The organism is Pseudarthrobacter niigatensis (assembly GCF_030812615.1).
Classification (GTDB): Bacteria; Actinomycetota; Actinomycetes; order Actinomycetales; family Micrococcaceae; genus Arthrobacter; species Arthrobacter niigatensis.
Genome location: NZ_JAUSTB010000005.1, coordinates 214,447 through 238,746, shown reverse-complemented (window position 1 = coordinate 238,746; position 24,300 = coordinate 214,447). Strand labels below are relative to the sequence as shown.

Below are 24,300 nucleotides of genomic sequence, written 5' to 3'. Positions count from 1 at the left end.
GGGGAAGGTCCCGTGCGGGTGCTCAGGCCTGGACGTTCTGCATCTGGTTGATCAGCTCCGGCGGAATGGCGTACACCAGGACCACGGCCAGAAGGTTCTTGGCGGCATGGACGAAGTAGGAGAACATCACGTTCTTCCCGGTCCACATGTAGACGAACACCAGTGTGGCGCCCATCGCCAGGTAGGGGAGCAGCGCAGTCAGGGTCACTGCCTCCTGGCCCACGATATGGAGGGCCGCGAAAAGCGCCACGGAAAGCGCACAGCAGATCCAGATGTTCACGCGGCGGGACATCTTCCCAATGAGGAGGTGGCGGAAAATGTACTCCTCGACGAACGGGCCCACCACCACCAGCAGTGGAACCATGAGCCATGCCGGGACCTGCTGCATCAGTGCCTGCAGCCCTGCCTGGTTGGCCGAGGTTTCAACCTGCCCGTTGGCTGCCACCACCACGGCGGTGAGGATCATCATGGCGATGACGGCTGCCGGCGCCATCAGCAGCGTGAACCATGGCCGGGTTGCCAGGACCTTGAGGTCCCTGACCACCACTCTGCGGGCCGCCAGGAGCGCCAGTATTCCCACCGAGGCATAAAACAGCAGGTTCACGGCGTAGGACGCCGCTGCCGGGGATGGGGCGATCTGCCGAAGCAAGGGCGCGAGCACGTTGCCGGCCACCGCGAAGAAGCCGGCGATGGCAACGTAGAGGCACAGCGTGGCCAGGTCCAGCGGGGAAAATCGGTACAGCTGCGGCTGCGGGGCGGGCGGTAAGCGGTGGGCTGTGGCCATGCCTCCAAGCCTATCGCCGGGGGCGGCCGTGTAGTGCGCGTCACGTACCACCCCACACCGTCTTGTAAGATGGTCAGGCCGCGTGAAGCTTCGGCAGTTCGGCCGATTCACCCTCACATCTGCTGGTCCCCAGGCCTAAAGGCCGAATTTTGTGAGCTTGATCATACGAAGACCGGATGCGGCCAACCCCCAACCCACAAGGAACAGTTGTGCCTCAAAGTACCCCCACAGAACTAAAGAACAGCGCGGCGCCATCCTCCGCCGTCGACCCCTCCCTCAGCGCCGAGGGATACAAAAAGACGCTGGGCCGACGCCACGTCACCATGATCGCCATGGGCGGCGCAATCGGCGTCGGCCTCTTCATGGGCGCCGGCGGACGCCTCGCCTCCACCGGCCCCGCCCTGATCTTCTCCTACGCCATCGCCGGCGTCATCGCCTACCTGCTCATGCGGGCCCTGGGTGAGCTCATCATGTACCGCCAGACCTCCGGCTCGTTCGTCAGCTACGCCGGCGAGATGTTCGGCAAGAAGGGCGCCTTCCTCTCCGGGTGGATGTACTTCATCAACTGGGCCATGACCGGCATCGCCGAGCTCATCGCGATCGGCCTGTACTTCCAGTTCTTCTTCCCCAACGTCCCCGTTGAACTGTCCGCCATCGCAGCGCTGGTGCTGCTGGTGGCCGTGAACCTGTTCAGCGTGAAGGCTTTCGGTGAATTCGAATTCTGGGCTTCCGTCCTGAAGGTCGCCGCCATCGTCATCTTCCTGGCCGTGGGCACCTTCATGGTGGTCACCAACGCCAAGGTGGGCGGGGGCCACGCATCGGTGAACAACCTCTTCGCGGCCGACGGCGGCATGTTCCCCAAGGGCGCCCTGGTGATGATCCTGGTCCTGAACGCCGTGATCTTTGCCTACAACGCCATCGAACTGGTGGGCATCACCGCGGGCGAGATGCAGAACCCGGAACGCGAAGTTCCCAAGGCGATCCGCGCCGTCGTCCTCCGCATTGTCGTGTTCTACGTCGGCTCCGTGACCTTGCTTGCCATGCTGCTTCCCTCGGACCAGTACCATGCCGGCACCTCCCCGTTCGTCACCGTCTTCGGCCAGATGGGCTTGGGCTGGATGGGCGATGTCATGAACATGATCGTCATCACCGCTGCACTGTCCTCGTGCAACTCAGGCCTGTACTCGATCGGCCGGATCTTCCGGACCATGGCCAACAACGGCCACGCCCCGCAGTGGCTGACCCGCATGTCCACCCGCCACGTGCCCTACGCGGCGATCCTGGCCATCGGCGGCGTCTACCTGGTGGGCATCCTCCTCAACATCTGGCTGGGCGGTTCCCACGCATTCGACCTCGCCCTGAACACCGCCTCCATCGGCGTGATCTTCACCTGGGGTTCCATTTTCGCCAGCCAGATCGCGCTGCGGAAGAAAAAGGGCAACGTCTCCAGCCTGCCCATGCCGGGCTCGCCCTGGACCAGCTGGGCCGGACTCGTCGCCCTGCTCGTCATCACCGTGCTCATCGGCTTCGACACCATGACCAGCAAGGACGGCGAGGTCTTCTACCTGGGCCTCTGGACGCTGGCCACCATTCCGTTCTTCGCCGTGGTCCTTTGGCTGGGCTGGCAGAAGGTCAAGGACAACCAGCCCAAGAGCGAGCTCTTCAGCTAGGTTTTTCCGGACTGCGTTCGACGGCGGGCCGACCCCTTGGAGGGGCGGCGCGCCGTCGGCGTTTCCACAGGGTGCCGGGATGGGTCCAGCCTGCTGGCTGCCTCAGTCCTTCAGGTACCTGGCGAAGTGGTCCTCGATGCGCCGCCAGGCCTCGGGGGCGGATGCCGGGTCCGGCCCCACGCCCATGACCCGCATCAGCGGGCGGAGGAGTACCGGTCCGATTTCTTCGTCATTGAGGAAAGCGTGGCCTGCGCCGGGAAACTCCTTCACGCTGTGCTCGATGCCCAACTGGTCCAGGGCTGATTCGAGGCGCGCTGCGGCCCCCTTCAGGGACCTGTCCGCTCCGCCGTAGTTGGCCACGATGGGGCAGGAGCCACGCAGTGCCTCCACTAAGTCCTGCTGTTCCTTGCCCGGGAGCCGGCCGTAGTTGACGGAGGCGGCATCGAACCCGTCGCGCGCGGTGAGCAGGGCAAAGCCGCCGCCCATGCAGAATCCGATTACCCCGGTCCTGCCATTGCCCGGCTCGGACTGCGCCAGCCAGGTACGGGCTGTGGCGATGTCGGTGAAAGGCCTGCCGGCGCGGGCCGCCATGGCCCGCATGGTTCCCACCAGGCACCGCCGCGGGCCGCCGTCACTGTACAGGTCCAAGGCCAGGGTAAGGTATCCGGCCTTTGCCAGCCGGTCCGCGTGCCGCCGGGTCTGGTCATCCAGGCCGAACGCTTCATGGATCATCACGACGCCGGGAAAAGGACCCTGTCCAGCAGGTACGGCGAGGTAGCCGTTCAGGGAGGGCGAGCCGCCGGCAGCGGCGCTCTCCGCACTCAGGTCTACATTCGTCATGGGCCAAGGCTAACCGGCCGGTCCGGGGATGTCTCGCCGGTTGCGCCCGGGAATTACTACGGCGGGCGGCCGGGGTGGTGCCGGGCGGTCCGCCGGGGCAGACTGGGGCCTGTGAGCGAACCGTGGGTGCTGCATGTGGACCTGGACCAGTTCATCGCGGCCGTCGAGGTGCTGCGCCGCCCCGAGCTGGCGGGCCGGCCGGTTATCGTGGGCGGCCGTGGCGATCCTGCCGAGCGTGCTGTGGTGTCCACAGCGTCCTACGAAGCACGTGCCTACGGCGTGGGATCGGGCACGCCGCTGCGGATCGCGGCGCGAAAAGTGCCGGACGCGGTGATCCTGCCCGTGGACCATGACGCCTATGTTGAGGCGTCCGGGAAGGTCATGGCGGTGCTCCGTTCACAGCCGGGAACCACGGTCCAGGTGCTTGGCTGGGACGAGGCATTCGTAGGCCTTGAAACGTCTGATCCGGAGGCCTTCGCCCGCCAACTCCAGCAGGCAGTCCTGGCGGAAACCCGGCTGCACTGCAGCGTCGGCATCGGCGACACCTTGGTCCGTGCCAAGGTCGCCACCACCTTCGGTAAACCCGCCGGTGTTTTCCGGCTCACGGAGGACAACTGGCTGGAGGTCATGGGGGAGCGGCCCACGATTGAGCTGTGGGGTGTGGGAAAGGCGGTATCCCGCCGCCTCGCCACCCTGGGCATCAAGACCGTTGCTGAACTGGCAGCGGCCAACCCCGCTGACCTGGTTCCCGAATTCGGTCCAAAAATGGGGCCCTGGTATGCACAGCTTGGCCGGGGCGACGGTTCCCGGACCGTCGATGACACCCCCTGGGTGGCGCGGGGGCACAGCCGTGAAACAACCTTCCAGCGGGACCTGGCGGAGCCGCAACAGATTGACGACGCCGTCCGCGAGCTGGCGGCGCACGTCCTGGAGGATGTCGCTGCCGAGGGGCGGCCCGTGGTGGGCCTGACCCTGAAGGTGCGCTACGCCCCGTTCACCACCAAGACGTATGGCCGGAAAATCCCGGAGACCACCGATGCCGACGAGGTGCTGGCCAAGGCCCTTGACCTGGCGGCGAAGATCGAGCCGGGGCGTCCTGTCCGGCTCCTCGGGCTGCGGGCCGAAATGACCATGCCGGACGACTCGCGGCAGGGGCACACACCCACCCGCAGCGGCTGGTAACCCCAACCATTGCTCCGTACCTGTCGTTTTCAGGCCTCAAAACGACAGGTACCCGGCAGTCGATGGTTCGGTGACAGCGAAACGGCGGCAGATCCAGTGGATCCGCCGCCGTTTTGGGCTGTGGCAGCACGCCGTTCGCTGCGGCTGCCCCAGCAAGGACTAGTCGCGCTTGAATTCGTCCTTCACGCTCTCGCCTACCTTTTTGGCGTCTGCCTTGACCTGGTCGGCCTGGCCTTCTGCCTTCAGGCGGTCGTTGTCGGTCGCGTTGCCTGCAGCTTCCTTGGCCTTGCCGCCAAGGTCCTCTGCCGCGTTACTGATCTTGTCTCCGAGGCCCATGGTTCCGGCCTCCTTTCGTTTCCGTCGATCAACCGTGCCCCTTCACGATAAGCAAAGCCTGCTTACTATTTCAAGCCCTCCCGCGCGGTGTTCCTTGTCGGGGGCCAGGGCTAGGCTCGGGGATATGGACAAAGTGCGTGGCAAGCGCCCGGCAGCAGTTGCGGCACCCAGGCTCTCCCCCGTGGAGTTGCCGGGCCTCGAGGACTCGCCGGAAGTCGCTATCCAGCATGCCGGCAGGCATGACAACGTGCGGTTCAGCCGTATCGACGGGGATGGGCTGGAGCTTGGCGGAACGGTCTTTTCCGAATGCCTTTTTGAGGGTGTTTCGTTCAACGAGGCACAGCTTCGGGGCGCCTCGTTCCGCGACAGCATCCTGGGGGAGCTGTATGCACCCGTGTTCCGCGGTGCCCGCAGCACCTGGCGCGAGGTTGAGTTCCGCAATCCCCGCCTGGGCTCCGCGGAACTCTATGAGAGCGGCTGGCAGTCCGTCCGGATCGACGGCGGCAAGGTGGACTTCCTCAACCTCCGCGGGGCCAAGCTAACTGACGTGCTGATCAGCGGCTGCATCATCAACGAACTGGACCTGGGGGCCGCCACCGCAACAAGGGTGAAGCTGGAGGACTGCACCGTTGGATCGCTGGACCTGGCCGGAGCCACATTGAAGGACTTCGACATCAGGGGCACGGAATTCCGCAAAATGAGCGGCCTGGGCAGCATGTCCGGGCTTGTCATCGATGAGTACCAATTGGGCCTCCTGGCACCCCTGATCGCCGCGCACCTGGGGGTGACCGTCCTGTAACCGGATGCGCAGCATGACCCTGCCGTGTACCATTTACAGAACGAACGGTCGGTAAGTGGAGGATTCTGCTGTGCCGGCCGCCGATGACAGTGCTGTTTATCGCGTGAAGGGTGTTTCCATGGCTGCAACCGCAGGTCCGCAGGCTTTCCTTGTTGGCGGCGTCCGAACGCCCGTGGGCAGGTACGGAGGGGCGTTGTCCGCCGTGCGGCCGGATGACCTCGCTGCCCTCGTGGTCCGCGAAGCCGTGGCACGCGCCGGCCTGGACCCGGAAAGCATTGACGAAGTCATCCTTGGCAACGCCAACGGCGCCGGCGAGGAAAACCGCAACGTGGCCCGGATGGCCACCCTGCTGGCCGGACTGCCCCTGCATATTCCGGGAATCACTGTGAACCGGCTCTGCGCTTCCGGCCTCAGTGCCATCATCCAGGCCAGCCACATGATCAAGGCCGGCGCAGCTGACATTGTGATCGCCGGCGGGGTGGAGTCCATGAGCCGCGCGCCCTGGGTCCAGGAAAAACCCACCAGCGCTTTCGCCAAGCCGGGCCAGATCTTCGACACCTCCATCGGCTGGCGTTTCACCAATCCCCACTTCCAGCACGGCGGCCTGTCCCGGGACGGCAAGATGACTTACTCCATGCCGGAAACGGCGGAGGAAGTAGCCCGGGTGGACGGCATCTCCCGTGAGGACGCTGACGCATTCGCCGTCCGGTCCCACCAGCTCGCTCTGGACGCCATCGAGGCGGGCCGGTTCAAGGACGAAATCGTGCCCGTCACAGTCAAGACCCGCAAGTCGGAAACCGTGGTGGACACCGACGAGGGCCCGCGCGCCGGTACCAGCATGGACGTTCTCGCGAAACTTAAGCCCGTGGCGCACGGCGGTTCCGTGGTGACGGCCGGGAACTCCTCGTCCCTGAACGACGGCGCCTCCGCCATTATCATCGCCTCCGAAGCAGCCATTGAGCGGCTTGGCCTCATTCCGCGCGCCCGCATCGTCGACGGCGCCTCTGCCGGCTGTGAGCCCGAGATCATGGGCATCGGCCCTGTGCCTGCCACCCAAAAGGTGCTCAAGCGAAGCGGCCTGAGCGTCGGCGACCTGTCCGCCGTCGAGCTTAATGAAGCTTTTGCCACGCAGTCCCTGGCCTGCATCCGCCGGCTTGGGCTGGAACCGGAGATCGTGAACCGGGACGGCGGCGCGATCGCCCTGGGGCACCCCCTCGGCTCCAGCGGGTCGCGGATTGCCATCACCCTGCTGGGGCGGATGGAACGCGAGGACGCGAAGTTCGGGCTTGCCACCATGTGCGTCGGCGTGGGACAGGGCACTGCGATGCTGCTGGAGAAAATCTGATGGCGGCACCGGTGGACCTCGCGGCCGGGAACTTCTCCGCGCTCCTCGTTGAGGAGCGCGAGGACCGGGTGGTGGTGCTGCTCAACAGGCCCCAGGTAAAGAACGCGATCGACCAGCAGATGGTGGACGAACTCCACACAGTCTGCGCAGCCCTGGAACAAAACCCCAAGGTGCTGATCATCGCCGGCGTGGACGGGGTCTTCGCCTCCGGTGCCGATATTGCCCAGCTGCGCGAACGCCGGCGGGACGACGCCCTGCAGGGCATCAACTCCACCATCTTCGTGCGGATCGCCAAGCTGCCCATGCCGGTCATCGCGGCACTGGACGGCTACTGCCTGGGCGGCGGCGCGGAACTTGCCTACGCCGCAGACTTCCGCATCGGCACCCCCAACGTCCGGATCGGCAATCCGGAAACGGGGCTGGGGATCCTGGCCGCCGCCGGCGCCAGCTGGCGGCTCCGGGAACTCGTGGGCGAGCCACTGGCCAAGCAGATCCTGCTGGCGGGGCTGGTCCTTGGCGCCGACGAAGCCAAGGCCGCCAACCTCATCACGGAAATCCACGATCCCGCCGATCTCCTGGACGCGGCGCACAGCCTGGCCAACAGGATCGGGCGGCAGGATCCGCTGGCCGTCCGCATCACCAAATCCGTGTTCCACGCGCCCGCAGAAGCGCATCCGCTCATCGACCAGCTCGCCCAGGGCATCCTCTTCGAGTCCCAGGCCAAATTCGACCGGATGCAGGCGTTCCTGGACCGCAATGCAGCGAAGAAGGCAGCCGCCTCCGCCAACCCCGCCGACGGAAAGTAGACCATGAGTAATTCATCAGTAGCCCCCGGCCTTCCCCCCTTCGTCGGCGTGCTGGGTGGCGGCCGCATGGGCGCGGGCATCGCGCACGCCTTCCTGATCAAGGGCGCCAACGTGCTGGTGGTGGAGCGCGACGACGTTTCCGCCGAGGCCGCGCAGGAACGCGTGCAGTCCGCAGCGTTGAAGAGCATCGAACGGGGTGCAGTGGATGCCAACTTCGAAGAGCTGGTGACCCGGCTGACCGTCAGCACCGACTACGACGCTTTCAAAGACCGCCAGCTGGTGGTCGAAGCCGTCCCCGAAGACTGGGACCTCAAAGTCACGGCATTGAGGGGAATTGAGGAACGGCTGGGGCAGGACAGCTACATCGCGTCCAACACCTCTTCGCTGTCCGTCAACGGATTGGCCCGTGAACTGAAGCGGCCTGCGAACTTCCTTGGCCTGCATTTCTTCAACCCGGTACCGGCATCCACACTTATCGAGGTGGTGCTGGGCGAACGTACGTCTCCCGAACTTGCTGCCGCGGCCAAAACCTGGGTTGAGGCACTCGGCAAGACCGCCGTCGTCGTCAACGATGCTCCGGGCTTTGCCTCCTCCCGCCTTGGCGTGGCCATTGCGTTGGAAGCGATGCGGATGGTGGAGGAGGGCGTGGCATCGGCGGAAGACATCGATGCCGCCATGGTGCTGGGCTACAAACACCCCACCGGGCCGCTGAAAACCACTGACATTGTGGGCCTGGACGTCCGCCTGGGCATCGCCGAATACCTGCATTCGACGCTGGGGGAGCGGTTCGCGCCGCCGCAGATCCTGCGCGACAAGGTGGCGCGCGGTGAACTCGGCCGCAAAACCGGCAAGGGGTTCTTTGACTGGCCCAGCTAGGCTGGCCGCCGGCCGGAGCACGGCCTAGTCAAAAAAGCCCACAATGTAGCCGATGAAGTACAGCAGGAACAGCAGCACGCCCGCTCCGATGGCTGCCAGCCAGAAGATCTGCTGACCCCTGCCGGACCCCGGCTGGCGGGGCTCCTGGGTGCCCGCCACGGAACCTTCGCCCGGCGGGGTTTCTCCCGGCGGCACTCCACCGCCGGGCTCCAGGCCGGTGATCTTGTCGTCTTCCGGGTCCGGATTGGTTCCTGACACGTTAACTCCCTTGCTCGCGGTCTGGGTTTTCCCAGCGTAACCGGCCCCGGTGATTGGTCCTAGGCTGGTGCAGTGACTTTCCTTGAACCCCTTACCCTGACCGGCCGGCATGTAATCCTGGAGCCGCTGGCGATGGAACACCACGACGGACTGCTGGAAGCGGCCAGGGACGGCGAGCTTTGGAAGCTCTGGTACACCTCGGTTCCCGAACCGGAGGCCATGGCCGCGGAAATCCGGCGCCGGCTCGCCCTGCAGGAGCTGGGATCCATGCTGCCCTTCACCACCCGGCTCATTGATCCGGGCACGGGCGGGCCGGGCCGCATTATCGGCATGACCACCTATATGAACATCGACCCGGCCACGCCCCGGGTGGAGATCGGCTCCACCTGGAACGCGGCGTCCGTGCAGGGGACAGGGACCAATCCCGACTCAAAGCTGCTGCTGCTCCGGCATGCCTTCGAAGTGCTGGGCTGCCCGGCCGTGGAGTTCCGCACGCACTGGCTCAACCATCAGTCGCGGGACGCGATCGCACGGCTGGGCGCCAAGCAGGACGGCGTGCTCCGCAGCCATTCACGGACCAGCGACGGCAACCTGCGCGACACCGTGGTGTTCTCCATCCTGGAGCATGAATGGCCGGCGGTCCGCACCGGGCTTGAGCACCGGCTGGCCCGCCGGGGTTAGTGGGTGAGCCTTATATCTGGTTCCCCTTTGAACGTGGATCTTCTGGCGTAGCTGCGTAGTTGACAGGGTATTGCCCCAGCCACGGGCCGTCATGGGGGCTTTCTACCCTTCCTGCAGAGGACTTTTGGGGGCCTCATGCAGGCGCGTGTGGTTAGCTGTGCCGGTGGGCGAACAGGGCAGGCCGGTGGGCTGGGATGGCGCCGTCAACGCGTGGCGGATATCCGGTGGAATCTACCGGATGGGGCGGCGGGAGTGGCTGACCGAAAAGGGCTGGAAACAGGCGTTCGACGACGGCGTCCGCACCGTGGTGGATCTCCGGAACCCCTCGGAGGGGCGGCGCCGGGACTCGGATCCAGTGGTTCCGGCCAGCGCCTGGGCGGCCTTCGACGTGGTCCAGGCGCCCACAGAGGAGTCGGGCGATCCGCGGTTCGCATCCGTCACCGGACCCTACCTGAACGATCCAGCCCACTATCCCGAGAATGCCAGGCTCTTCCCGGAGAAACTGGTGGGCGTCTTCCGGGCGCTGGCCCTTGCTGCACCCAGGGGAGACGTCGTGCTGCACTGCGCCGCCGGGCGCGACCGCAGCGGACTGGTGGCAGCCATGATCCAGGACCTGGCGGGTGACTCCGATGAGGAAATCGCCGATGGTTACCGGCGGGCCGCCCGCGGCATCAACGAGCGCTACCGCACGCATGGGCCGCCACACAGCCGGGAGCGATACCTGACAGAGGGGGAACTTGGGCCCCTGCTGGAGCAGCGCGGGCTTGCAGTGGTGGAATTCGTCCGCAATTTGGACACCCGCGGCTACCTCCTGGCCCATGGACTGCCGGAAGCGGAGCTTGATTCTGTTTCCGACCTCGCGTTCCGGAAGATAACCTTGTGACTCAAGTTACTGAAGTGACTGCTGATATTTGTTGATGGCAGTTGAAGTCACCGAGCGCCTCGACGCGGGCGTGGATGAGCGGAACGGCGAGCCCCATGAAGAAGATCTTTGTCGCAGGAACCATGGCCGGCGTGATGCTGTCATTCGGGTTGGCTGCCGGACCCGCAGTGGCGCAGCCCGTGCCTGCCACCCCGGACGTTCCCGTGGACACGACGGGGCCCTCCAGCGCTGGCCTGGCTGAGGCGCTTCGGCGTGATCTCGGCATCAGCATGGCCGAATTCAATGCTGCCGGCGAGCTCGGCCGCCGGGCCGCTGAGGCAGCGCCCGGCTTACGGACCCTGCCTGGCTTCGTGGGCATCAGCCTGGACGCCGGCACGATCAAGGTGCAGGGTGACGGGCCGGAGCTTCAGGCCAAAGTGGATGAACTGAACCGCTCGGGTCACGCGGACTTTGTGCTGGTTCCACCCATGGCCACGCCCGCGTCAACACCGGCTGCCCCGTCCGCCGCCGCCCTGCAGGACACGCCGCCGGCATCTCCGCCGGCACCCGTGCTCGTCGCGGGCGACATCGACCAGCTGTACAGGGCCTACCTCCGCGATGTCGGACCCCAGGGCCTCCAGGCAATCGCCTACACCGGCGGCCATTTCGTCATCCGTACCGGGTCCGTCAATACTCCTGAGTCCGGAACCCAGGCAAACCAGCCGGAGGCCACCCCGGCCACCAGCGGCCCAACCGGCACCGGCAAGATGACGCCGAGGCAGTTTGTTGCCCTGTACACCAACGTAAAACTGGAGAAGGGCGCCGCGGTCAAAACCGAGGGGGATCTCCTGGGCGGACAGGGGTACTACGCCGACAACACCGCGATCTGCTCGGCCGGTTTCAGCGCGTTCAGCCCGGCGGGGCTGCCCTTGGTCCTGACTGCCGGCCACTGCACTGCTGACGGACTGGCACGGCAGGCGGCCGTGGAGCCCCCCTCGTGGGCGCCCGCCAGCGGCCCCGGTGCCGCCACGCCCCAACCGCTGCCTCCGCTGGCACCCTTGGGCACCTTTGGGTTCAGCCAGTTCGGCGGCCCCGGCAACTCGGCGGCAGCGGCGGATGGGTCCGTGGCCGGAACTGATATCGCCGTCATCCAAAACATCGCACCGTCGGTGAACCCCCTGCCGGCAACCACCACCTGGGCGTCTCCGGCGGCACCGGACCCAGTCAAAATCATCGGAACCATGGCGCCCTTCCAAGGCCAGGACGTCTGCAGGTCCGGCCGGACCTCCGGCTGGAAATGCGGCACGGTCGATGCCGTGGGCATCTGGATGATGCCGGGCGAAAAGAGTCTTCCGCCCAACTACGACAACGATCTCCGGCCGGTCCGCGCCTTTGATTCATCGACGGTCAAGTCGAAGGGAGGGGACTCCGGCGGCCCGTGGATCAGCGGCAACTTTGCCGTTGGGACCCACACCGGTGCCGAGAGCGAGAACGGCGCCCAGACCCGGGCCATCGCAGCTACCCTGCAGGATGCCCTTGCGGTGCTGCCCGGCTACCAACTGGAATTGTTCCTCAACAAGCCTGCCGTCACGGCACCCGCTGCCGGGAAGGCCTACCAGCCTGGCCAACAGATCAGCGGCCAGGTTCCGGCGGCTCCAGCATCTGCGGTCGCGGCAGGATCCTCGGTCCGCATCACGTTCCAGGGAAAGGATCCGTTTGAGGTGCCCGTGGACTCCGCCGGGACGTGGACCTTCACAGCTCCGCAGGATGCGGGCACGCTGCGGTTCACCGCGGAAACGGTCAACGGGTACAGCAGGTCCGGTGCGAACAGCTTCGAATTCGCGTCCGCCGCACCGCCGGTTCCTCCGGCCAGCCCGGCACCGACCGCGCCGCCAACGGCAGCGGCCCCGTCATCACCCGCGCCAGCTACGCCTGCTCCGCCCGCTTCCGCCGCAACCGCGCCTGCTCCGGCTGTCCCTGCCCCCGCAGATCCGTCACCCATGCCGCCCGCTGAAACTCCCGCCGTCGTACCTCCGCCGGTAGCCGGCCCGGCCACCAGCGCACCTCCCGCCGGACTTGCCAACACGGGCGGAAGCGGGGATGCCGGCAGCGGCGGACTGGCCTATACCGGACCATCCGGATTGGTGCCAGCGGCGGCTGGTGCGGGCGCTGCGCTGGTCATTGGGATCCTGCTGACGGTCATTGTCCGCCGCAGGAAGAGGCAGTCGGACTAGGGTTCCGTGGGGCAGCCGCCGCTACTTGTGGCGCTTCATGAGCAGGTTGGTGATGCGCAGCGTGCACAGCCGCTGGCCGGCCTCGTTGGTGATCAGCACCTCGTGGGTGGTGAGTGTGCCGCCCAGGTGGATCGGCGTGGCGGTGATGGTCACCTGGCCCTCACGCGCAGAGCGGTGGTGGGTGGCGGAGACATCCACCCCCACGGCAGTCTTGCCCATGGTGCTGGCATGGATCACCGCGGCCCAGGACCCCACGGCCTCGCCCACCGCCAGGGAAGCGCCGCCGTGCAGCAGCCCGAACGACTGCCTGTTCCCCGCCACGGGCATGGTGGCCACCACGCGCTCCACGGACTCTTCCAGGATCTTCACGCCCATCTTCTCGTCCAGCTCCCCAAGGGTGATCTTCCAGAGTTCGTGCTCCGAGGGCTGGCTTCCGGCATCATCTTTCGGGGCAGGGGCGTTCATGGTTCTCCTTTGGGGCGGCCAATTCAGTGCTGGCCTTCTAGTCTGCAGCACGGCACGTCATGTATGGTGAATATATTACCGAACGGACGGTCAGTAATGACCGGCCGGTTTGCCTGCCCCCTTGTTGGAAGGACCGTCAACGATGACCACCACAGCCACAGCTCCCCAGGCCACGGTCGACACCGTGGAGACAGTGCCCAGTTTTGTCATGGACGCCTGGTGGACGCCCGACGCCGGTTCCTCGGCTTCCGCGGTCCCCGTCCGGGACGCGAGCACGGGGGAGATCCTGGCCAAGGTGAGCACGGAGGGGCTGGACCTCGGCGCCGTCGTGGAGTACGGCCGCACCACCGGCCAGGCCGGACTGGGCCAGTTAACCTTCCACCAGCGCGCCCTGAAGCTCAAGGAACTGGCGCAGTACCTCAACGCGCGCCGCGAGCACTTCTACGCTTTCTCCTACCAGACCGGTGCCACCAAGATCGACTCGATGGTGGACATCGACGGCGGCATCGGCGTCCTGTTTACCTTCGGCTCCAAGGGCCGGCGCGAACTGCCCAACGCCCAGGTGGTGGTGGACGGCCCTATGGAAGTCCTTTCCAAGGACGGGTCATTCGCCGGCGAACACATCTACACCCGCATCCCGGGCGTCGCCGTACAGATCAACGCCTTCAACTTTCCGGTCTGGGGCATGCTCGAAAAGTTCGCCCCCGCCTTCCTCGCCGGTGTCCCCACCATCGTCAAGCCGGCCACCCCAACGGGATATGTTGCCGCAGCCGTGGTCAAGGCCATCGTGGAATCCAACATCCTGCCCAAGGGCTCCCTGCAGCTCATCTCCGGGTCGGTCCGCGGCCTGTTGGACGTGCTGGATTACCGCGACCTGGTGGCCTTCACCGGTTCCGCCTCCACGGCCAAGTCCCTGAAGGCCCACCAGAACGTTGTGGAGGGCGGCGTCCGGTTCACTTCGGAGACCGACTCCCTGAACGCCGCCATCCTTGGCCCGGACTCTGTGGAGGGGACCCCGGAATTCGATGCCTTCGTCAAGTCCGTGGTCACCGAGATGACGGTCAAGGCGGGCCAGAAATGCACCGCCATCCGCCGGGCCATCGTTCCGCAGGAACTGGTGCCGGCCGTGTCCGCGGCCATCGGCAAGCGCATCGCCGAGCGCGTGGTCCTGGGTGACCCCCGCGGCGAAGGCGTCACCATGGGCGCCCTCGCGTCCGTGGAACAGCTGCAGGATGTCCGTGCCGCCGTGCAGTCAATGCTCGACGCCGGCGGTGAGCTTGCGTACGGAACGCTCGATTCGCCGTCGGTCACCTCCGCCGATGGAACCACCGGGGTAGTGGACGGTGGGGCCTTCATGGCACCTGTGGTCCTGAACTGGGACAACCCGGAAGCTGAGGCAATCCATTCGCTCGAGGCTTTCGGGCCGGTGTCCTCCGTGATCGGCTATAAGGACCTGGCCGACGCCGTCCGCCTCGCCGCCCGCGGCGGCGGTTCCCTGGTGGCCTCGGTGTGCACCAACGATCCTGAGGCGGCCCGCCAACTGGTCACCGGGATCGCAGCCCACCACGGCCGCGTCCTGATGCTCAACCGCGAGGACGCCCGCTCCTCCACGGGGCACGGCTCACCCGTTCCCCACCTGGTCCACGGCGGGCCGGGACGCGCCGGCGGCGGCGAGGAACTGGGCGGCATCCGGTCCGTGCTGCACCACATGCAGCGGACCGCCATCCAGGGCTCCCCGAACATGCTCACCGCCGTCACCGGCGTGTGGCACACCGGGGCTGACCGCAACTTCACCGTGGAGACCGAAGGAACCCACCCGTTCCGGAAGCACCTGTCCACCCTGCGGATCGGCGACGCCGTCCGCTCGGACCTCCGGCAGGTCACCCTGGAGGACATCACGGCGTTCGCCAACTCCACCGGGGACACCTTCTACGCCCACACGAACGAAGAGGCCGCGGCAGCCAACCCGTTCTTCCCGGGCATCGTGGCGCACGGCTACCTGCTGCTGAGCTGGGCCGCAGGACTCTTCGTGGAGCCTGCGCCGGGCCCCGTCCTGGCCAACTACGGCCTGGAGAACGCACGCTTCACCAAGCCGGTTGCCGCCGGCGATTCCATCCGGGTGACCCTCACCGCCAAGAAGATCACGCCGCGCGTGACCGACGAATACGGTGAAGTGGCCTGGGACGCCGTGCTCACCAACCAGGATGACGAGATCGTGGCCACCTACGACGTCCTCACTCTCGTCGAAAAGTAGCCACACGCCCCATCACTTACTGTCGGTTCTTCCCACACGCCCCATCACTTCTTTGAAGAAAGTGATGGGGCGTTTGGGTTTGGTGGGCGGGAGGTGATGGGGCAATTGGACGCGGTTCTTTTTGGGGCCGCCGGGCGTATGATTCTGCCCGTAGGAGGTGGCCCCAATGACCCTGAAAATGAACGCAGCCACAACCATCCTTCCTGTCGATGATGCAGCCCGTGCCCGCAGTTTCTATACCGAAAAGCTGGGGATCCCGCACCGCGGAATGACGGACGATGGCAGCGAATTGCTCGGCACCGACGGCGGGCCGTTGCTGCAGCTGATGCCGGTCTCCGATGGCAGGCATTCGGACCACACGGCGCTGAGTTTTGAGGTGGCTGACATCGAGGCTGCCGTCCGTGACATGGAGGCGCGGGGCGTCATGTTCCAGGACTACGACCTGCCCACGCTGAAGACGGAAAACCACATCTGCACCACGGCATCCGAGAAGTGCGCATGGTTCATGGACACCGAGCACAATATCCTCTGCGTCCACCAGAACCTGGGCAGCGGGCCGGAGTACCAGGTCTAGGCATTCGGCACGCTGACAAACGAAAACAGCAGGGGCGCCCCGGTCGGATCGGGGTGCCCCTGCTGTTGCAGTGGATGCCGCGGCGTTAGCTCTCGGCGCCGCCGTGCAGGCCGTCGTCGCTGCTGTCATCCTCGCGGCCGGTGCCGTGGCCGTCTTCGCTGCGGTCGGAGAGGTCCATGTTGCCGCGGGCCTCGTCCATGGTGGGTCCGCCCGGCGGGACGCTGTAGGTGTCGGGGCGGATCCCGTGCGACTGCTCCTCGATCAGGGCCTGCTCTTCGCTGAAGCGGATTGCGTTGGCCTCGTCGCCGGCGTCGCCGGGGATGTCTTCGCGGAGCTTTGACGGATCCGGGATGATGAATCCTCCGTCGGGCTCTTCTTTATGGGTGCTCATCTTCCCTACCTCCCTGGAATCACTGGTTTCCTACCACCGTAGCCGGGGAGCCGCTAAATACCAAGCACGCTTAGTACTTTGCTGCGTCCCGGGGCTGCGCGGCCTATAAGTCTGCGTGCAGGCCGTCGAATGCCATGGAGATGACGTCGTCGGCCAGGCGCTGCGGGGAGAGGGGACCGCCCGGCTTGTACCATTCCACGATCGAGTTGATCATGCCGAACAGGAGCCTCGTGACGGTGCGGGGATCGATGTCCTGGCGGAGCGAACCCTCGTCGCGGGCGGCCGAAATCAGCACGGCCACCTTGTGGTCGAAGGTCCGGCGGCGTTCCAGCGCGTCCCGCTCGATTTCGGTGTTGCCGCGCAGCCGCAGCAGCAGCGTGACGAAGGGCAGGCGGTCCACCAGCACCGCCACCGTTTGGCGGAGGACAAACTCCAGCCGGGAGTCCGCGGCCCCTGAGGCGGCCTCCGGCTGCTCAAGGATGGACTCAAGGCCGCCGAGCGCGTGGTCAAGGGCAAGCTTGAGCAGGTCGCCCTTGGACGGCACGTGGTGGTAGATCGCGGACTTGGAGATGCCCAGGTTGTCCGCCAGGATCCCCATGGACGTGGCGTCGTAGCCATGGCGGTTGAAAACGTCGACGGCGATGCGCAGCACGGACTGCTGGTCGTATCCGGGACGGCCGCGCTTGGCGGCGCCGCCGACGGCGGGGCTGGTGGTCTGGCTGGTGCTGGGCATAGTGGCTAGTTTCTCACGAACGGTCGGTCGGTCCGGGAGCCCGGGCCGGCCGGGAGGTACCCCGGCCGGCCACGCCCCGCAGCATGTCTCACTACGCCTTGGGCCGCATGTCGTAGATACGGCGGAGCTTGCCGTTGGACCGCTCCAGCGAGCCGGGTTCCACCACGTTCACGGTGCACGAAGAACCCACGTGGATCTTGATCTGTTCCTTCAAGGTGCGCGCCGCCGTCGTGCTCTGCTCAACGGTGACCGCGTCCCGGCGCTCGATCCGGACCGTCAGCTGGTCCATGCGCTGGCCTTCCGGGCGGGTCAGTTCGAGCTGGAAATGCGGGCTCAGCTCGGGGATGCGGAGGGCGATTTCCTCGATCTGGGACGGGAACAGGTTCACGCCGCGCAGGATGATCATGTCGTCGCTGCGGCCGGTGATGCGGCCCATCCTGCGGTGCGCCGGACGCGCCGATCCGGGCAGCAGGCGGGTGAGGTCCTTGGTCCGGTAGCGGATGATGGGCAGCGCTTCCTTGGTGAGCGACGTGAAGACCAGCTCGCCGTGCTCGCCGTCGCGCAGGACGTTTTCCTTGCCCGGTGCCGGGTTGAAGGCGTCGATGATTTCGGGGCGGAAGTGGTCCTCCCAGATGTGGCTGCCGTCCTGGGTTTCAACGGCCTCGCCCGCCACGCCCGGGCCCATGACCTCGGACAGGCCGTAGATGTCGCACGCCTTGATGTTCATCATCACTTCGAGTTCGTGGCGCATCTCCTGGGTCCACGGCTCGGCGCCGAGGACGGCGAACTTCAGTGAGGTGGAGGCGGGGTCGATGCCCATGTGTGCCATGGCGTCGGCGATGGTGAGCAGGTACGTGGGCGTGGCAAGGATGGCGTCCGGTTTGAAGTCCTGGATCAGCTGGATCTGGCGCTCGGTCTGGCCGCCGGACATGGGGATGACGGTGCAGCCCAGGGCCTCGGCCCCCGCGTGCGCGCCGAGGCCGCCGGTGAAGAGGCCGTAGCCATAGGCGTTGTGGACCTTCATGCCGGGGCGGATGCCGGAGGCACGGAAGCTGCGGGCAACGAGTTTGGCCCAGTCGGCCAGGTCCTGCTTGGTGTAGCCGACGACGGTGGGCCGGCCGGTGGTGCCGGAACTGGCATGGATCCGGGCTACTTGGTTCTGCGGCACCGCGAACATGCCGAACGGGTATTCCTCCCGCAGGTCGTCCTTGGTGGTGAAGGGGAAGTTGCCAAGGTCCTCGAGTTCGCGCAGCTCGCTGGGGTGGATCCCGGCTTCGTCGAACTTGCGCTTGTACAGCGGCACGCGCTCATAGGCGTAGGCCACGGTGTGCTGGAGGCGGGTGAGCTGGAGGGCCTCGAGCTCGTCGCGGGAGATGGTCTCCTCGCGGTCCAGGCCAGGATCGATGCCGGCAGCGGCGGGGGTTTCGGGGGCATGCAGGGTCATGATTTTCCTACTTCTTAGGGATGGTGCGGCTGCGTCCGCGGAACTCGGCGATGAGCTCGCCCGGGCTGCTGGAACTGGGCTGGCCTTCGGGAGCCGGCGCACCGGCGTCGGCGGCGAAGATTTGGATGTCGTAAAGTCCGCTGCGGCCGGCGCTGGAGCGGCGGTCCGCGACGGCGGTGAGCACCTGGCCGCGGAAAGCGGGCTTGAGGAAATTAATGTCGACGCCGGAGGCAACGGTGATGGTGTTTTCCTCGCCGGGTGCAGGGTGGATGGGGTTGCACGCCAGGGCGAAGGCAGTGTCGCCGAAGGCGAAGATCATTCCGCCGTGGGCCATGCCGAAGCCGTTGAGCATTTCCTGCCGGAGCGTCATCCGGATGGTGGCGTGGCCGTCGCTGAGGGCGAGGACCTCGATTCCCATCCACTCGGAGGCGTAGTCGTTTTCCAGGATGGGGTGGGTAGCCCCGGAAAGTGTAGTTTCAGCCATGCGTCATTGCCTCCAGCTTTATTTACCGAATGTTCATTAGGTAATCCCATGAGGGGGTCCGGTGTCAAGGGGAGGCGCCCCGCGGGCGGGCCTTCCCGCCCTGTTGCCCGGCCCGTCTTCCGCACCAAACCGGGGACACGCCGTCGTCCGCGGCGCGCCGCACGGTGCCTAGGAAAGCAACTGGGCTGGAAAGCACGACGGCGGCACGCACCTTCCGCTGCAGACTTCCGCGGGATGGCACCTCACGGCAGTTCCCGGGCGTGGACACCACCATCAAGTGCCATCTCGCGGGCTGGAAGTGCAAGGATTGGAGGGACCGGCACCAAGAGCAAAGGGCGGACCATGGCCACAGGCATCTATGTCAGCGCAACCACCCCCGGGTCGGGCAAGTCCCTCGTGGCCCTGGGCCTGGCGGACACCCTGCACCGGCATGCGGACAGGATCGGCTTCTTCAAGCCGGTAGTCCACGGGCCCTTGGCTGCCGATGACCCCATGGTGGCGCTGATGAAGGCCCGGTTTGCCCTGGAGGACGAGCGTTGCCGCGGCGGCCTGACCCACGAAGAGGTCCGCACCCTGCTCGCAGAAGGAAACCGGGCGGAAATCGATGCCCGGTGCGTGGAGATTTTCGCGGACATCGCCCGGCACTGCGATGTGGTGATCGTGGAGGGGACGGACCTGGTAGGGCAGGACTCCGCCGTCGAATTCGACCTCAACGCGCGGCTGGCCAACAACCTCGCCACGCCCGTGGTGGCGGTGGTGGGCGCCAAGGGGCGGACCGTCGCCGAGACCGCTGCCGCCGTCGAAGTTGCCCGCAAGGAACTCGCCGCCGAACGGTGCGCACTGCTTGCCATCATGGTCAACCGGGCCGCCGCCGGAGACCTGGACGCCATCGCGGCAGCCCTGAAGCCCGGAGCTTCCGGCCGCCCCGTTTACATCCTGCCGGAGCTTGAGGAAATCGCCCGCCCCACCACCGGTGAGGTGGCCGCGGCGCTGGGCGTCCGCCAAATTGCTGGAACGCCGGACATGGAACGCGACGTCAGGGACATCAAGGTTGCCGCGATGAACGTGGGCAACTTCCTGAACGTACTGGACGAGGGCGCCCTGGTGATCGTGCCGGGGGACCGGGCGGACGTGATGGTGGCCTGCCTGGCCTCGTCCTTCTCGCCCGAATTTCCCGTGGCCTCGGCGCTCATCCTCACCGGCGGCCTGGCCCCGGATGCCAACATCTACCCGCTCCTGGCGCAGGCACCGTTCCCTGTTTTTGCCGCGGACGAGGACACGTACCAGACCGCACGACGGGTGTCGGAGGTGCGCAGCGAAATCTGGTCCGGGCACCGGCGCAAGGTGGCCTCCGCGCTGGGCCTCTGGTCCCGCCGCGTGGACGAAGCCGAGCTGGTGGAGCGGCTGCACCTTCCCAGAGCGGAACGGATGACCCCGCTGCGGTTCCTGCACGACCTTATCGAACGGGCTCGGGCGCAGCGCCGCCATGTGGTACTGCCCGAGGGGACCGACGTGAGGATCCTGCGGGCCGCCGAGATCCTGCACCGCCGGGACGTCTGCGACCTGACGCTCCTGGGCCCGGAGTCCGACGTCCGGGAGCTGGCAGCCGCCAACGGCATCGACCTGTCCGGCATCACGGTCATCGACCCCGCCACTTCAGACCTTCGGCTGAAGTTCGCCGAGAAGTACGCTGAACTGCGGGCGCACAAGGGCGTGGACCTGCCCAAGGCGCTGGAGATCATGCAGGACGTCAGCTACTTCGGCACCATGATGGTCCAGCTGGGCGTGGTGGACGGGATGGTGTCCGGTGCGGCGCACACCACGGCGCACACCATCCGGCCGGCCCTGGAGTTCGTGAAGACGCGTCCGGGGGTGAAGATTGTGTCCTCGGTTTTCCTGATGCTGATGCCGGACCGCGTGCTCGTCTACGGCGACTGCGCAGTCAATCCGGACCCCAACGTGGAGCAGCTGGCTGACATCGCCCTGGCGTCGGCCGAGACCGCGGCCCAGTTCGGGGTGGAGCCGCGGGTGGCCATGCTCTCGTACTCGACCGGTGGCTCGGGCGCGGGTGAAGCCGTGGACGAGGTGCGGCAGGCCACCGAACTGGTGCGCCAGCGCCGCCCGGACCTCGCAGTGGAAGGCCCCATCCAGTACGACGCCGCCGTGGACGCTTCGATCGCCGCGTCAAAGATGCCCGGCTCCTCCGTGGCCGGCCAGGCGACGGTGTTCATCTTCCCGGACCTGAATACCGGCAACAACACCTACAAGGCGGTCCAGCAGAGCTCCGGGGCTGTGGCGGTGGGCCCGGTCCTGCAGGGGCTGCGGAAACCGGTCAACGACCTCTCCCGGGGCTGCACGGTGGAGGACATCGTGAACACGGTGGCCATCACGGCCATCCAGGCGCAGGCCTGACAAAGGACGACGCCGGCACTTAGGCAGGTGCGGGCGTCGCCTAGGGTGATCACATGGACCAGCCGCTGATGGCCACGAAGCTTTACGTTCCGGTCCCTCCGCGGGGCCTGGTTGCCCGGCCACGCCTTTTCGAAAAACTGGTCCACACCGAAGGCGCCGCACTGACGCTCGTCTCCGCCCCGGCAGGCTTCGGGAAGACCGCGCTCCTCGCCGACTGGCTCGCAGACACCACGGAGCAACAGCGGAACGTCGCCTGGCTTTCGCTGGAACCGGCGGACAGCGACCCGGCCACATTCTGGGCTTATGTCATAGCTGCCTTCCGGAAAACACTCCCCGGTATCGGCACCGCAGCGCAGGAGCTGGTCGCGTCCCCACCATTGGCAACCGAACTTGTCCTGACCGTGCTGCTCAATGACCTCGCCGCAGCCGCCCATGACATCTGGTTGGTCCTGGATGACTACCACGCAGTGGACAGCCCTGCCATCGCTGACGGTATTGCCTACTTCCTCAAACACCATCCGCCCAACGTGCACGTGGTGGTATCCACGCGCTCGGATCCTGGCCTGCCCCTTTCACGCTGGCGGTCACGGGGAGAGCTCCTGGAGATCCGGGCAGCAGACCTGCGGTTCACCCGGGACGAGGCTGCGGCTTACCTCAACGGCGCAGCCGGGCTCGGACTGGCCGACGCCCAGGTGTCAACGCTGGAGCAGCGGACGGAGGGCTGGATTGCCGCCCTGCAACTCGCCGCACTGTCCATCCGGGACCGGCCGGACCCCGCTGGTTTCATTGAGGGGTTTGCAGGTGATGACCGGTACGTCGTGGATTACCTTGTGGACGAAGTCCTGCGGCACCAGACGGACAACGTCCGGAGCTTCCTGGAGCGCACCGCAGTCCTGGACCGCCTGACGGGTCCCCTGTGCGATGCCGTGGCTGGAACGCAGGACGGCGGCCGCATGCTGGCAGACCTGGAGCGGGCAAACCTCTTCGTCATTCCCCTCGATGACAGGCGGGATTGGTACCGCTACCACCACCTTTTCGCCGACGTCCTTCGAAACCGGCTGCTCAGGGACGATCCCGGGCGCGTTCCGGTACTCCACCGGCGGGCCAGCCGCTGGCATGCGTCCCACGGTGGCACCGCCGACGCCGTCCGGCACGCCCTCGCAGGCCAGGACAACGAGTTCGCGGCCCTGCTCGTGGAACAAGCCGTGCCGCTGCTCCGGCGCAACCGCCAGGATACGGTGCTGTTCGCGTGGCTCCGGAAACTCCCTGACGGCTCCATCCGCCGAAGCCCGGTGCTTACCGTCTTTTATGGGGCGATGCTGATGGCGGAGGGCGACCTGCGCGGCGTGGAGCAGCGTCTTGCCGACGCCGAGGAAATGCTCGCGGCCGCGGCTGCCGTCCGTCCAGAGAATCCGGACATGCCGCCGGACCCGGAGAACCTGGAGCTTCAGGCGTTACCGGCGACAATCGCCACCTACCGCGCAGCACTTGCATTGGCCCGGGGAGACACGGCCGGAGCTGCGGCGTACGCGCGGGAGGCCCTTGAACGCGGGCGCCCGGAGGACCACCTGTCGCGCGGTGCGGCGGCGGGATTCCTGGGACTCGCTGCCTGGGCTGCCGGGACGGTTGATGAAGCGCGGCAGATCTTCACGGAGGCTATAGCCAGCCTTCATGCCGGGGGCAACCTTCTCGACGGGTTCGGCAGCACCGTGATACTGGCGGACATTTTGCTCACGGCGGGCCGGCCCGGTGAGGCGCGCCGGATCTGCAATGTTGCGCTGCAGGCTGCCGCAGATCATGGGGAATCGCTGGTGCGCGCCAGCGCCGAACTGCACGTGGCTCTCAGCGAAATGTGCCGGCAGGCCGGAGAACCTGGCGCGGCAAAAAGCCACCTTGATGCCGCCGCAGAGTTCGTCGAACGCGGGCCGATGACGGAAAGCCGCTACCGCTGGTTCCTGGCCGCTGGATTGTTGGCGCAGGATGCGGGCGACGCTGGACGGGCTGTCAGCTGCCTGGACCGGGCAGAGCAGCTGTACCGGCCGGGTTTCTTTCCGGAGGTCCGCCCTGTTCCCGCAGTCAGGGCACGCCTCTGGATACGCCAAGGCAACCTCGCCGCCGCCGGTGCCTGGGCCCGTGCGCTCGGGATCACAGCGCATGACGACCTCGGTTACCTTGGGGAGTACAACCAACTGACCCTTGTCCGCCTGATGATCGCCGAGCAGCCGGCCGATCCTGCTGCCGCTCTTGATGCACCTGACCTCCTGGGCCGGCTGGCCACCAATGCCGCGGCATCAGGCCGGGCGGGCAGCCTGATGGAAATCAGGATGCTCCAGGCCTTGGCCCTTGCTTTGTTGGGCCGGCGGGCGCAGGCGCAGGAGGCGCTAAGGGAGGCCCTCACGGCGTCACCGGAGCCGGAGGCCTACGTGCGGTTGTTCCTCGACGAAGGGGAACCACTGCAGGCACTTCTGCGCGAGACCGTACGGTCGGGTGACGGGACGCACCACGGCGCCGCTGCAACCGCCCGGCACCTGCTCGGCTTGGCTGCCCCATCCGGGGAGGAGCCGGCACGCTTGGGGGAGGAGCCGCCGGCCGTCATTGATCCGCTGAGTGAGCGCGAACTTCAGGTCCTCCGGCTCCTGGGCACTGAGCTCAGCGGCCCGGAAATTGCCCGGGCCCTCTTCATTTCGCAGAACACCCTCCGTACCCACACCAAGCACATCTTCACCAAGCTTGGCGTGACCAGCAGGCGGTCGGCGGTCGCCCTTGCGCGACGTCATGGCCTGGCCTGACTCCCGGATCACCCTCACGGATCACATCATCGGGTGATGCCCGCTCACCCAACGGATTCCTACCTTGGACTTATCCGGCAG

Annotated in this window: 22 protein-coding genes; 13 read left to right on the top strand and 9 right to left on the bottom strand. The window is 66.6% G+C overall.

Annotated elements, in window-relative coordinates; translation table 11 throughout:
- Positions 1 to 22: 22 nt before the first annotated feature.
- A complete protein-coding gene (locus tag J2T23_RS10010) occupies positions 23 to 784 on the bottom strand; it encodes a CPBP family intramembrane glutamic endopeptidase (protein WP_307359569.1) in 762 nt (253 codons plus the stop codon).
- 209 nt (positions 785 to 993) lie between these two features.
- Between J2T23_RS10010 and J2T23_RS10005 the strand changes: the two genes are divergently transcribed.
- A complete protein-coding gene (locus J2T23_RS10005; RefSeq protein ID WP_141159452.1) occupies positions 994 to 2,454 on the top strand; it encodes an amino acid permease in 1,461 nt (486 codons plus the stop codon).
- A gap of 102 nt (positions 2,455 to 2,556) precedes the next feature.
- Here the strand turns inward: J2T23_RS10005 and J2T23_RS10000 are convergent, their stop codons facing one another.
- Positions 2,557 to 3,294 carry a dienelactone hydrolase family protein gene (locus tag J2T23_RS10000; RefSeq protein WP_307359566.1) on the bottom strand — a complete coding sequence of 246 codons (738 nt, stop codon included), beginning with the start codon at positions 3,292 to 3,294 and terminating at the stop codon, positions 2,557 to 2,559.
- Between the two features lie 111 nt (positions 3,295 to 3,405).
- Between J2T23_RS10000 and J2T23_RS09995 the strand changes: the two genes are divergently transcribed.
- The gene (locus J2T23_RS09995; protein WP_442439572.1) at positions 3,406 to 4,476 is read left to right on the top strand and encodes a DNA polymerase IV; all 1,071 of its coding nucleotides are present in this window, start codon (positions 3,406 to 3,408) and stop codon (positions 4,474 to 4,476) included.
- A 159-nt stretch (positions 4,477 to 4,635) separates the two neighbouring features.
- Here the strand turns inward: J2T23_RS09995 and J2T23_RS09990 are convergent, their stop codons facing one another.
- Positions 4,636 to 4,812, bottom strand: a complete 177-nt coding sequence (locus tag J2T23_RS09990; RefSeq protein WP_043452369.1) for a CsbD family protein — start codon at positions 4,810 to 4,812, stop codon at positions 4,636 to 4,638.
- 124 nt (positions 4,813 to 4,936) lie between these two features.
- Between J2T23_RS09990 and J2T23_RS09985 the strand changes: the two genes are divergently transcribed.
- The 4 genes from J2T23_RS09985 (at position 4,937) to J2T23_RS09970 (ending at position 8,638) form a co-directional block, all read left to right on the top strand.
- On the top strand, positions 4,937 to 5,611 hold the full coding sequence (locus J2T23_RS09985) for a pentapeptide repeat-containing protein (protein WP_307359562.1): 675 nt from the start codon (positions 4,937 to 4,939) through the stop codon (positions 5,609 to 5,611).
- A gap of 118 nt (positions 5,612 to 5,729) precedes the next feature.
- Positions 5,730 to 6,956, top strand: coding sequence for a thiolase family protein (locus tag J2T23_RS09980; protein ID WP_307359560.1), 1,227 nt, complete (start codon positions 5,730 to 5,732; stop codon positions 6,954 to 6,956).
- A complete protein-coding gene (locus J2T23_RS09975; protein ID WP_141159456.1) occupies positions 6,956 to 7,762 on the top strand; it encodes an enoyl-CoA hydratase/isomerase family protein in 807 nt (268 codons plus the stop codon). Before J2T23_RS09980 ends, J2T23_RS09975 begins: the two co-directional genes overlap by 1 nt.
- Positions 7,763 to 7,765: 3 nt before the next feature.
- A complete protein-coding gene (locus tag J2T23_RS09970; protein WP_141159457.1) occupies positions 7,766 to 8,638 on the top strand; it encodes a 3-hydroxyacyl-CoA dehydrogenase family protein in 873 nt (290 codons plus the stop codon).
- 24 nt (positions 8,639 to 8,662) lie between these two features.
- On the opposite strand, the gene J2T23_RS09965 is transcribed toward J2T23_RS09970, so the two are convergent.
- Positions 8,663 to 8,896, bottom strand: coding sequence for a DUF6480 family protein (locus J2T23_RS09965; protein ID WP_141159459.1), 234 nt, complete (start codon positions 8,894 to 8,896; stop codon positions 8,663 to 8,665).
- Between the two features lie 72 nt (positions 8,897 to 8,968).
- Between J2T23_RS09965 and J2T23_RS09960 the strand changes: the two genes are divergently transcribed.
- The 3 genes from J2T23_RS09960 to J2T23_RS09950 all read left to right on the top strand — a co-directional run bounded on the left by J2T23_RS09960 (position 8,969) and on the right by J2T23_RS09950 (position 12,673).
- On the top strand, positions 8,969 to 9,577 hold the full coding sequence (locus tag J2T23_RS09960) for a GNAT family N-acetyltransferase (RefSeq protein WP_307359555.1): 609 nt from the start codon (positions 8,969 to 8,971) through the stop codon (positions 9,575 to 9,577).
- Positions 9,578 to 9,740: 163 nt separating this feature from the next.
- On the top strand, positions 9,741 to 10,460 hold the full coding sequence (locus tag J2T23_RS09955) for a tyrosine-protein phosphatase (protein ID WP_307359551.1): 720 nt from the start codon (positions 9,741 to 9,743) through the stop codon (positions 10,458 to 10,460).
- Positions 10,461 to 10,555: 95 nt separating this feature from the next.
- Positions 10,556 to 12,673 (top strand): S1 family peptidase, encoded by a 2,118-nt coding sequence (locus J2T23_RS09950; protein WP_307359550.1) that lies wholly within the window; start codon positions 10,556 to 10,558, stop codon positions 12,671 to 12,673.
- Positions 12,674 to 12,694: 21 nt separating this feature from the next.
- Here the strand turns inward: J2T23_RS09950 and J2T23_RS09945 are convergent, their stop codons facing one another.
- A complete protein-coding gene (locus J2T23_RS09945; RefSeq protein ID WP_141159462.1) occupies positions 12,695 to 13,138 on the bottom strand; it encodes a PaaI family thioesterase in 444 nt (147 codons plus the stop codon).
- A gap of 142 nt (positions 13,139 to 13,280) precedes the next feature.
- Between J2T23_RS09945 and paaZ the strand changes: the two genes are divergently transcribed.
- Positions 13,281 to 15,392 (top strand): phenylacetic acid degradation bifunctional protein PaaZ, encoded by a 2,112-nt coding sequence (gene paaZ, locus J2T23_RS09940; protein ID WP_307359547.1) that lies wholly within the window; start codon positions 13,281 to 13,283, stop codon positions 15,390 to 15,392.
- A 166-nt stretch (positions 15,393 to 15,558) separates the two neighbouring features.
- Positions 15,559 to 15,966: a VOC family protein gene (locus J2T23_RS09935; RefSeq protein WP_141182371.1), complete on the top strand. Its 408-nt coding sequence runs from the start codon at positions 15,559 to 15,561 to the stop codon at positions 15,964 to 15,966.
- An 85-nt stretch (positions 15,967 to 16,051) separates the two neighbouring features.
- Here J2T23_RS09935 and J2T23_RS09930 read toward each other — a convergent pair whose 3' ends face one another.
- The 4 genes from J2T23_RS09930 to J2T23_RS09915 all read right to left on the bottom strand — a co-directional run bounded on the left by J2T23_RS09930 (position 16,052) and on the right by J2T23_RS09915 (position 19,018).
- Entirely contained in the window at positions 16,052 to 16,357 is a 306-nt protein-coding gene (locus J2T23_RS09930) for a hypothetical protein (RefSeq protein ID WP_141159465.1), read from the bottom strand.
- Positions 16,358 to 16,460: 103 nt separating this feature from the next.
- A complete protein-coding gene (locus tag J2T23_RS09925; RefSeq protein WP_307359544.1) occupies positions 16,461 to 17,090 on the bottom strand; it encodes a TetR/AcrR family transcriptional regulator in 630 nt (209 codons plus the stop codon).
- 91 nt (positions 17,091 to 17,181) lie between these two features.
- Positions 17,182 to 18,534, bottom strand: a complete 1,353-nt coding sequence (paaK, locus tag J2T23_RS09920) for a phenylacetate--CoA ligase PaaK (protein WP_222590512.1) — start codon at positions 18,532 to 18,534, stop codon at positions 17,182 to 17,184.
- 7 nt (positions 18,535 to 18,541) lie between these two features.
- The gene (locus J2T23_RS09915) at positions 18,542 to 19,018 is read right to left on the bottom strand and encodes a hotdog fold thioesterase (protein ID WP_141159468.1); all 477 of its coding nucleotides are present in this window, start codon (positions 19,016 to 19,018) and stop codon (positions 18,542 to 18,544) included.
- A 342-nt stretch (positions 19,019 to 19,360) separates the two neighbouring features.
- Here J2T23_RS09915 and pta point away from each other — a divergent pair, with 342 nt between their 5' ends.
- Positions 19,361 to 21,430 (top strand): phosphate acetyltransferase, encoded by a 2,070-nt coding sequence (gene pta, locus J2T23_RS09910; RefSeq protein WP_307359541.1) that lies wholly within the window; start codon positions 19,361 to 19,363, stop codon positions 21,428 to 21,430.
- Positions 21,431 to 21,483: 53 nt separating this feature from the next.
- A complete protein-coding gene (locus J2T23_RS09905; protein ID WP_307359538.1) occupies positions 21,484 to 24,219 on the top strand; it encodes a winged helix-turn-helix domain-containing protein in 2,736 nt (911 codons plus the stop codon).
- Positions 24,220 to 24,300: the final 81 nt, after the last annotated feature.

Excerpts from the sequence above, each read along its gene's own strand:
- J2T23_RS09945 (WP_141159462.1), bottom strand. The coding sequence starts at position 13,138 with ATGAACGCCCCTGCCCCGAAAGATGATGCCGGAAGCCAGCCCTCGGAG.
- J2T23_RS09990 (WP_043452369.1), bottom strand. The coding sequence starts at position 4,812 with ATGGGCCTCGGAGACAAGATCAGTAACGCGGCAGAGGACCTTGGCGGC.
- J2T23_RS09985 (WP_307359562.1), top strand. The coding sequence starts at position 4,937 with ATGGACAAAGTGCGTGGCAAGCGCCCGGCAGCAGTTGCGGCACCCAGG.
- paaZ (WP_307359547.1), top strand. The coding sequence starts at position 13,281 with ATGACCACCACAGCCACAGCTCCCCAGGCCACGGTCGACACCGTGGAG.
- J2T23_RS09975 (WP_141159456.1), top strand. The coding sequence starts at position 6,956 with ATGGCGGCACCGGTGGACCTCGCGGCCGGGAACTTCTCCGCGCTCCTC.
- J2T23_RS09930 (WP_141159465.1), bottom strand. The coding sequence starts at position 16,357 with ATGAGCACCCATAAAGAAGAGCCCGACGGAGGATTCATCATCCCGGAT.
- pta (WP_307359541.1), top strand. The coding sequence starts at position 19,361 with ATGGCCACAGGCATCTATGTCAGCGCAACCACCCCCGGGTCGGGCAAG.
- J2T23_RS09950 (WP_307359550.1), top strand. The coding sequence starts at position 10,556 with ATGAAGAAGATCTTTGTCGCAGGAACCATGGCCGGCGTGATGCTGTCA.
- J2T23_RS09980 (WP_307359560.1), top strand. The coding sequence starts at position 5,730 with ATGGCTGCAACCGCAGGTCCGCAGGCTTTCCTTGTTGGCGGCGTCCGA.
- J2T23_RS09935 (WP_141182371.1), top strand. The coding sequence starts at position 15,559 with ATGACCCTGAAAATGAACGCAGCCACAACCATCCTTCCTGTCGATGAT.
- J2T23_RS10000 (WP_307359566.1), bottom strand. The coding sequence starts at position 3,294 with ATGACGAATGTAGACCTGAGTGCGGAGAGCGCCGCTGCCGGCGGCTCG.
- J2T23_RS09925 (WP_307359544.1), bottom strand. The coding sequence starts at position 17,090 with ATGCCCAGCACCAGCCAGACCACCAGCCCCGCCGTCGGCGGCGCCGCC.
- paaK (WP_222590512.1), bottom strand. The coding sequence starts at position 18,534 with ATGACCCTGCATGCCCCCGAAACCCCCGCCGCTGCCGGCATCGATCCT.
- J2T23_RS09905 (WP_307359538.1), top strand. The coding sequence starts at position 21,484 with ATGGACCAGCCGCTGATGGCCACGAAGCTTTACGTTCCGGTCCCTCCG.
- J2T23_RS09915 (WP_141159468.1), bottom strand. The coding sequence starts at position 19,018 with ATGGCTGAAACTACACTTTCCGGGGCTACCCACCCCATCCTGGAAAAC.
- J2T23_RS10010 (WP_307359569.1), bottom strand. The coding sequence starts at position 784 with ATGGCCACAGCCCACCGCTTACCGCCCGCCCCGCAGCCGCAGCTGTAC.
- J2T23_RS09970 (WP_141159457.1), top strand. The coding sequence starts at position 7,766 with ATGAGTAATTCATCAGTAGCCCCCGGCCTTCCCCCCTTCGTCGGCGTG.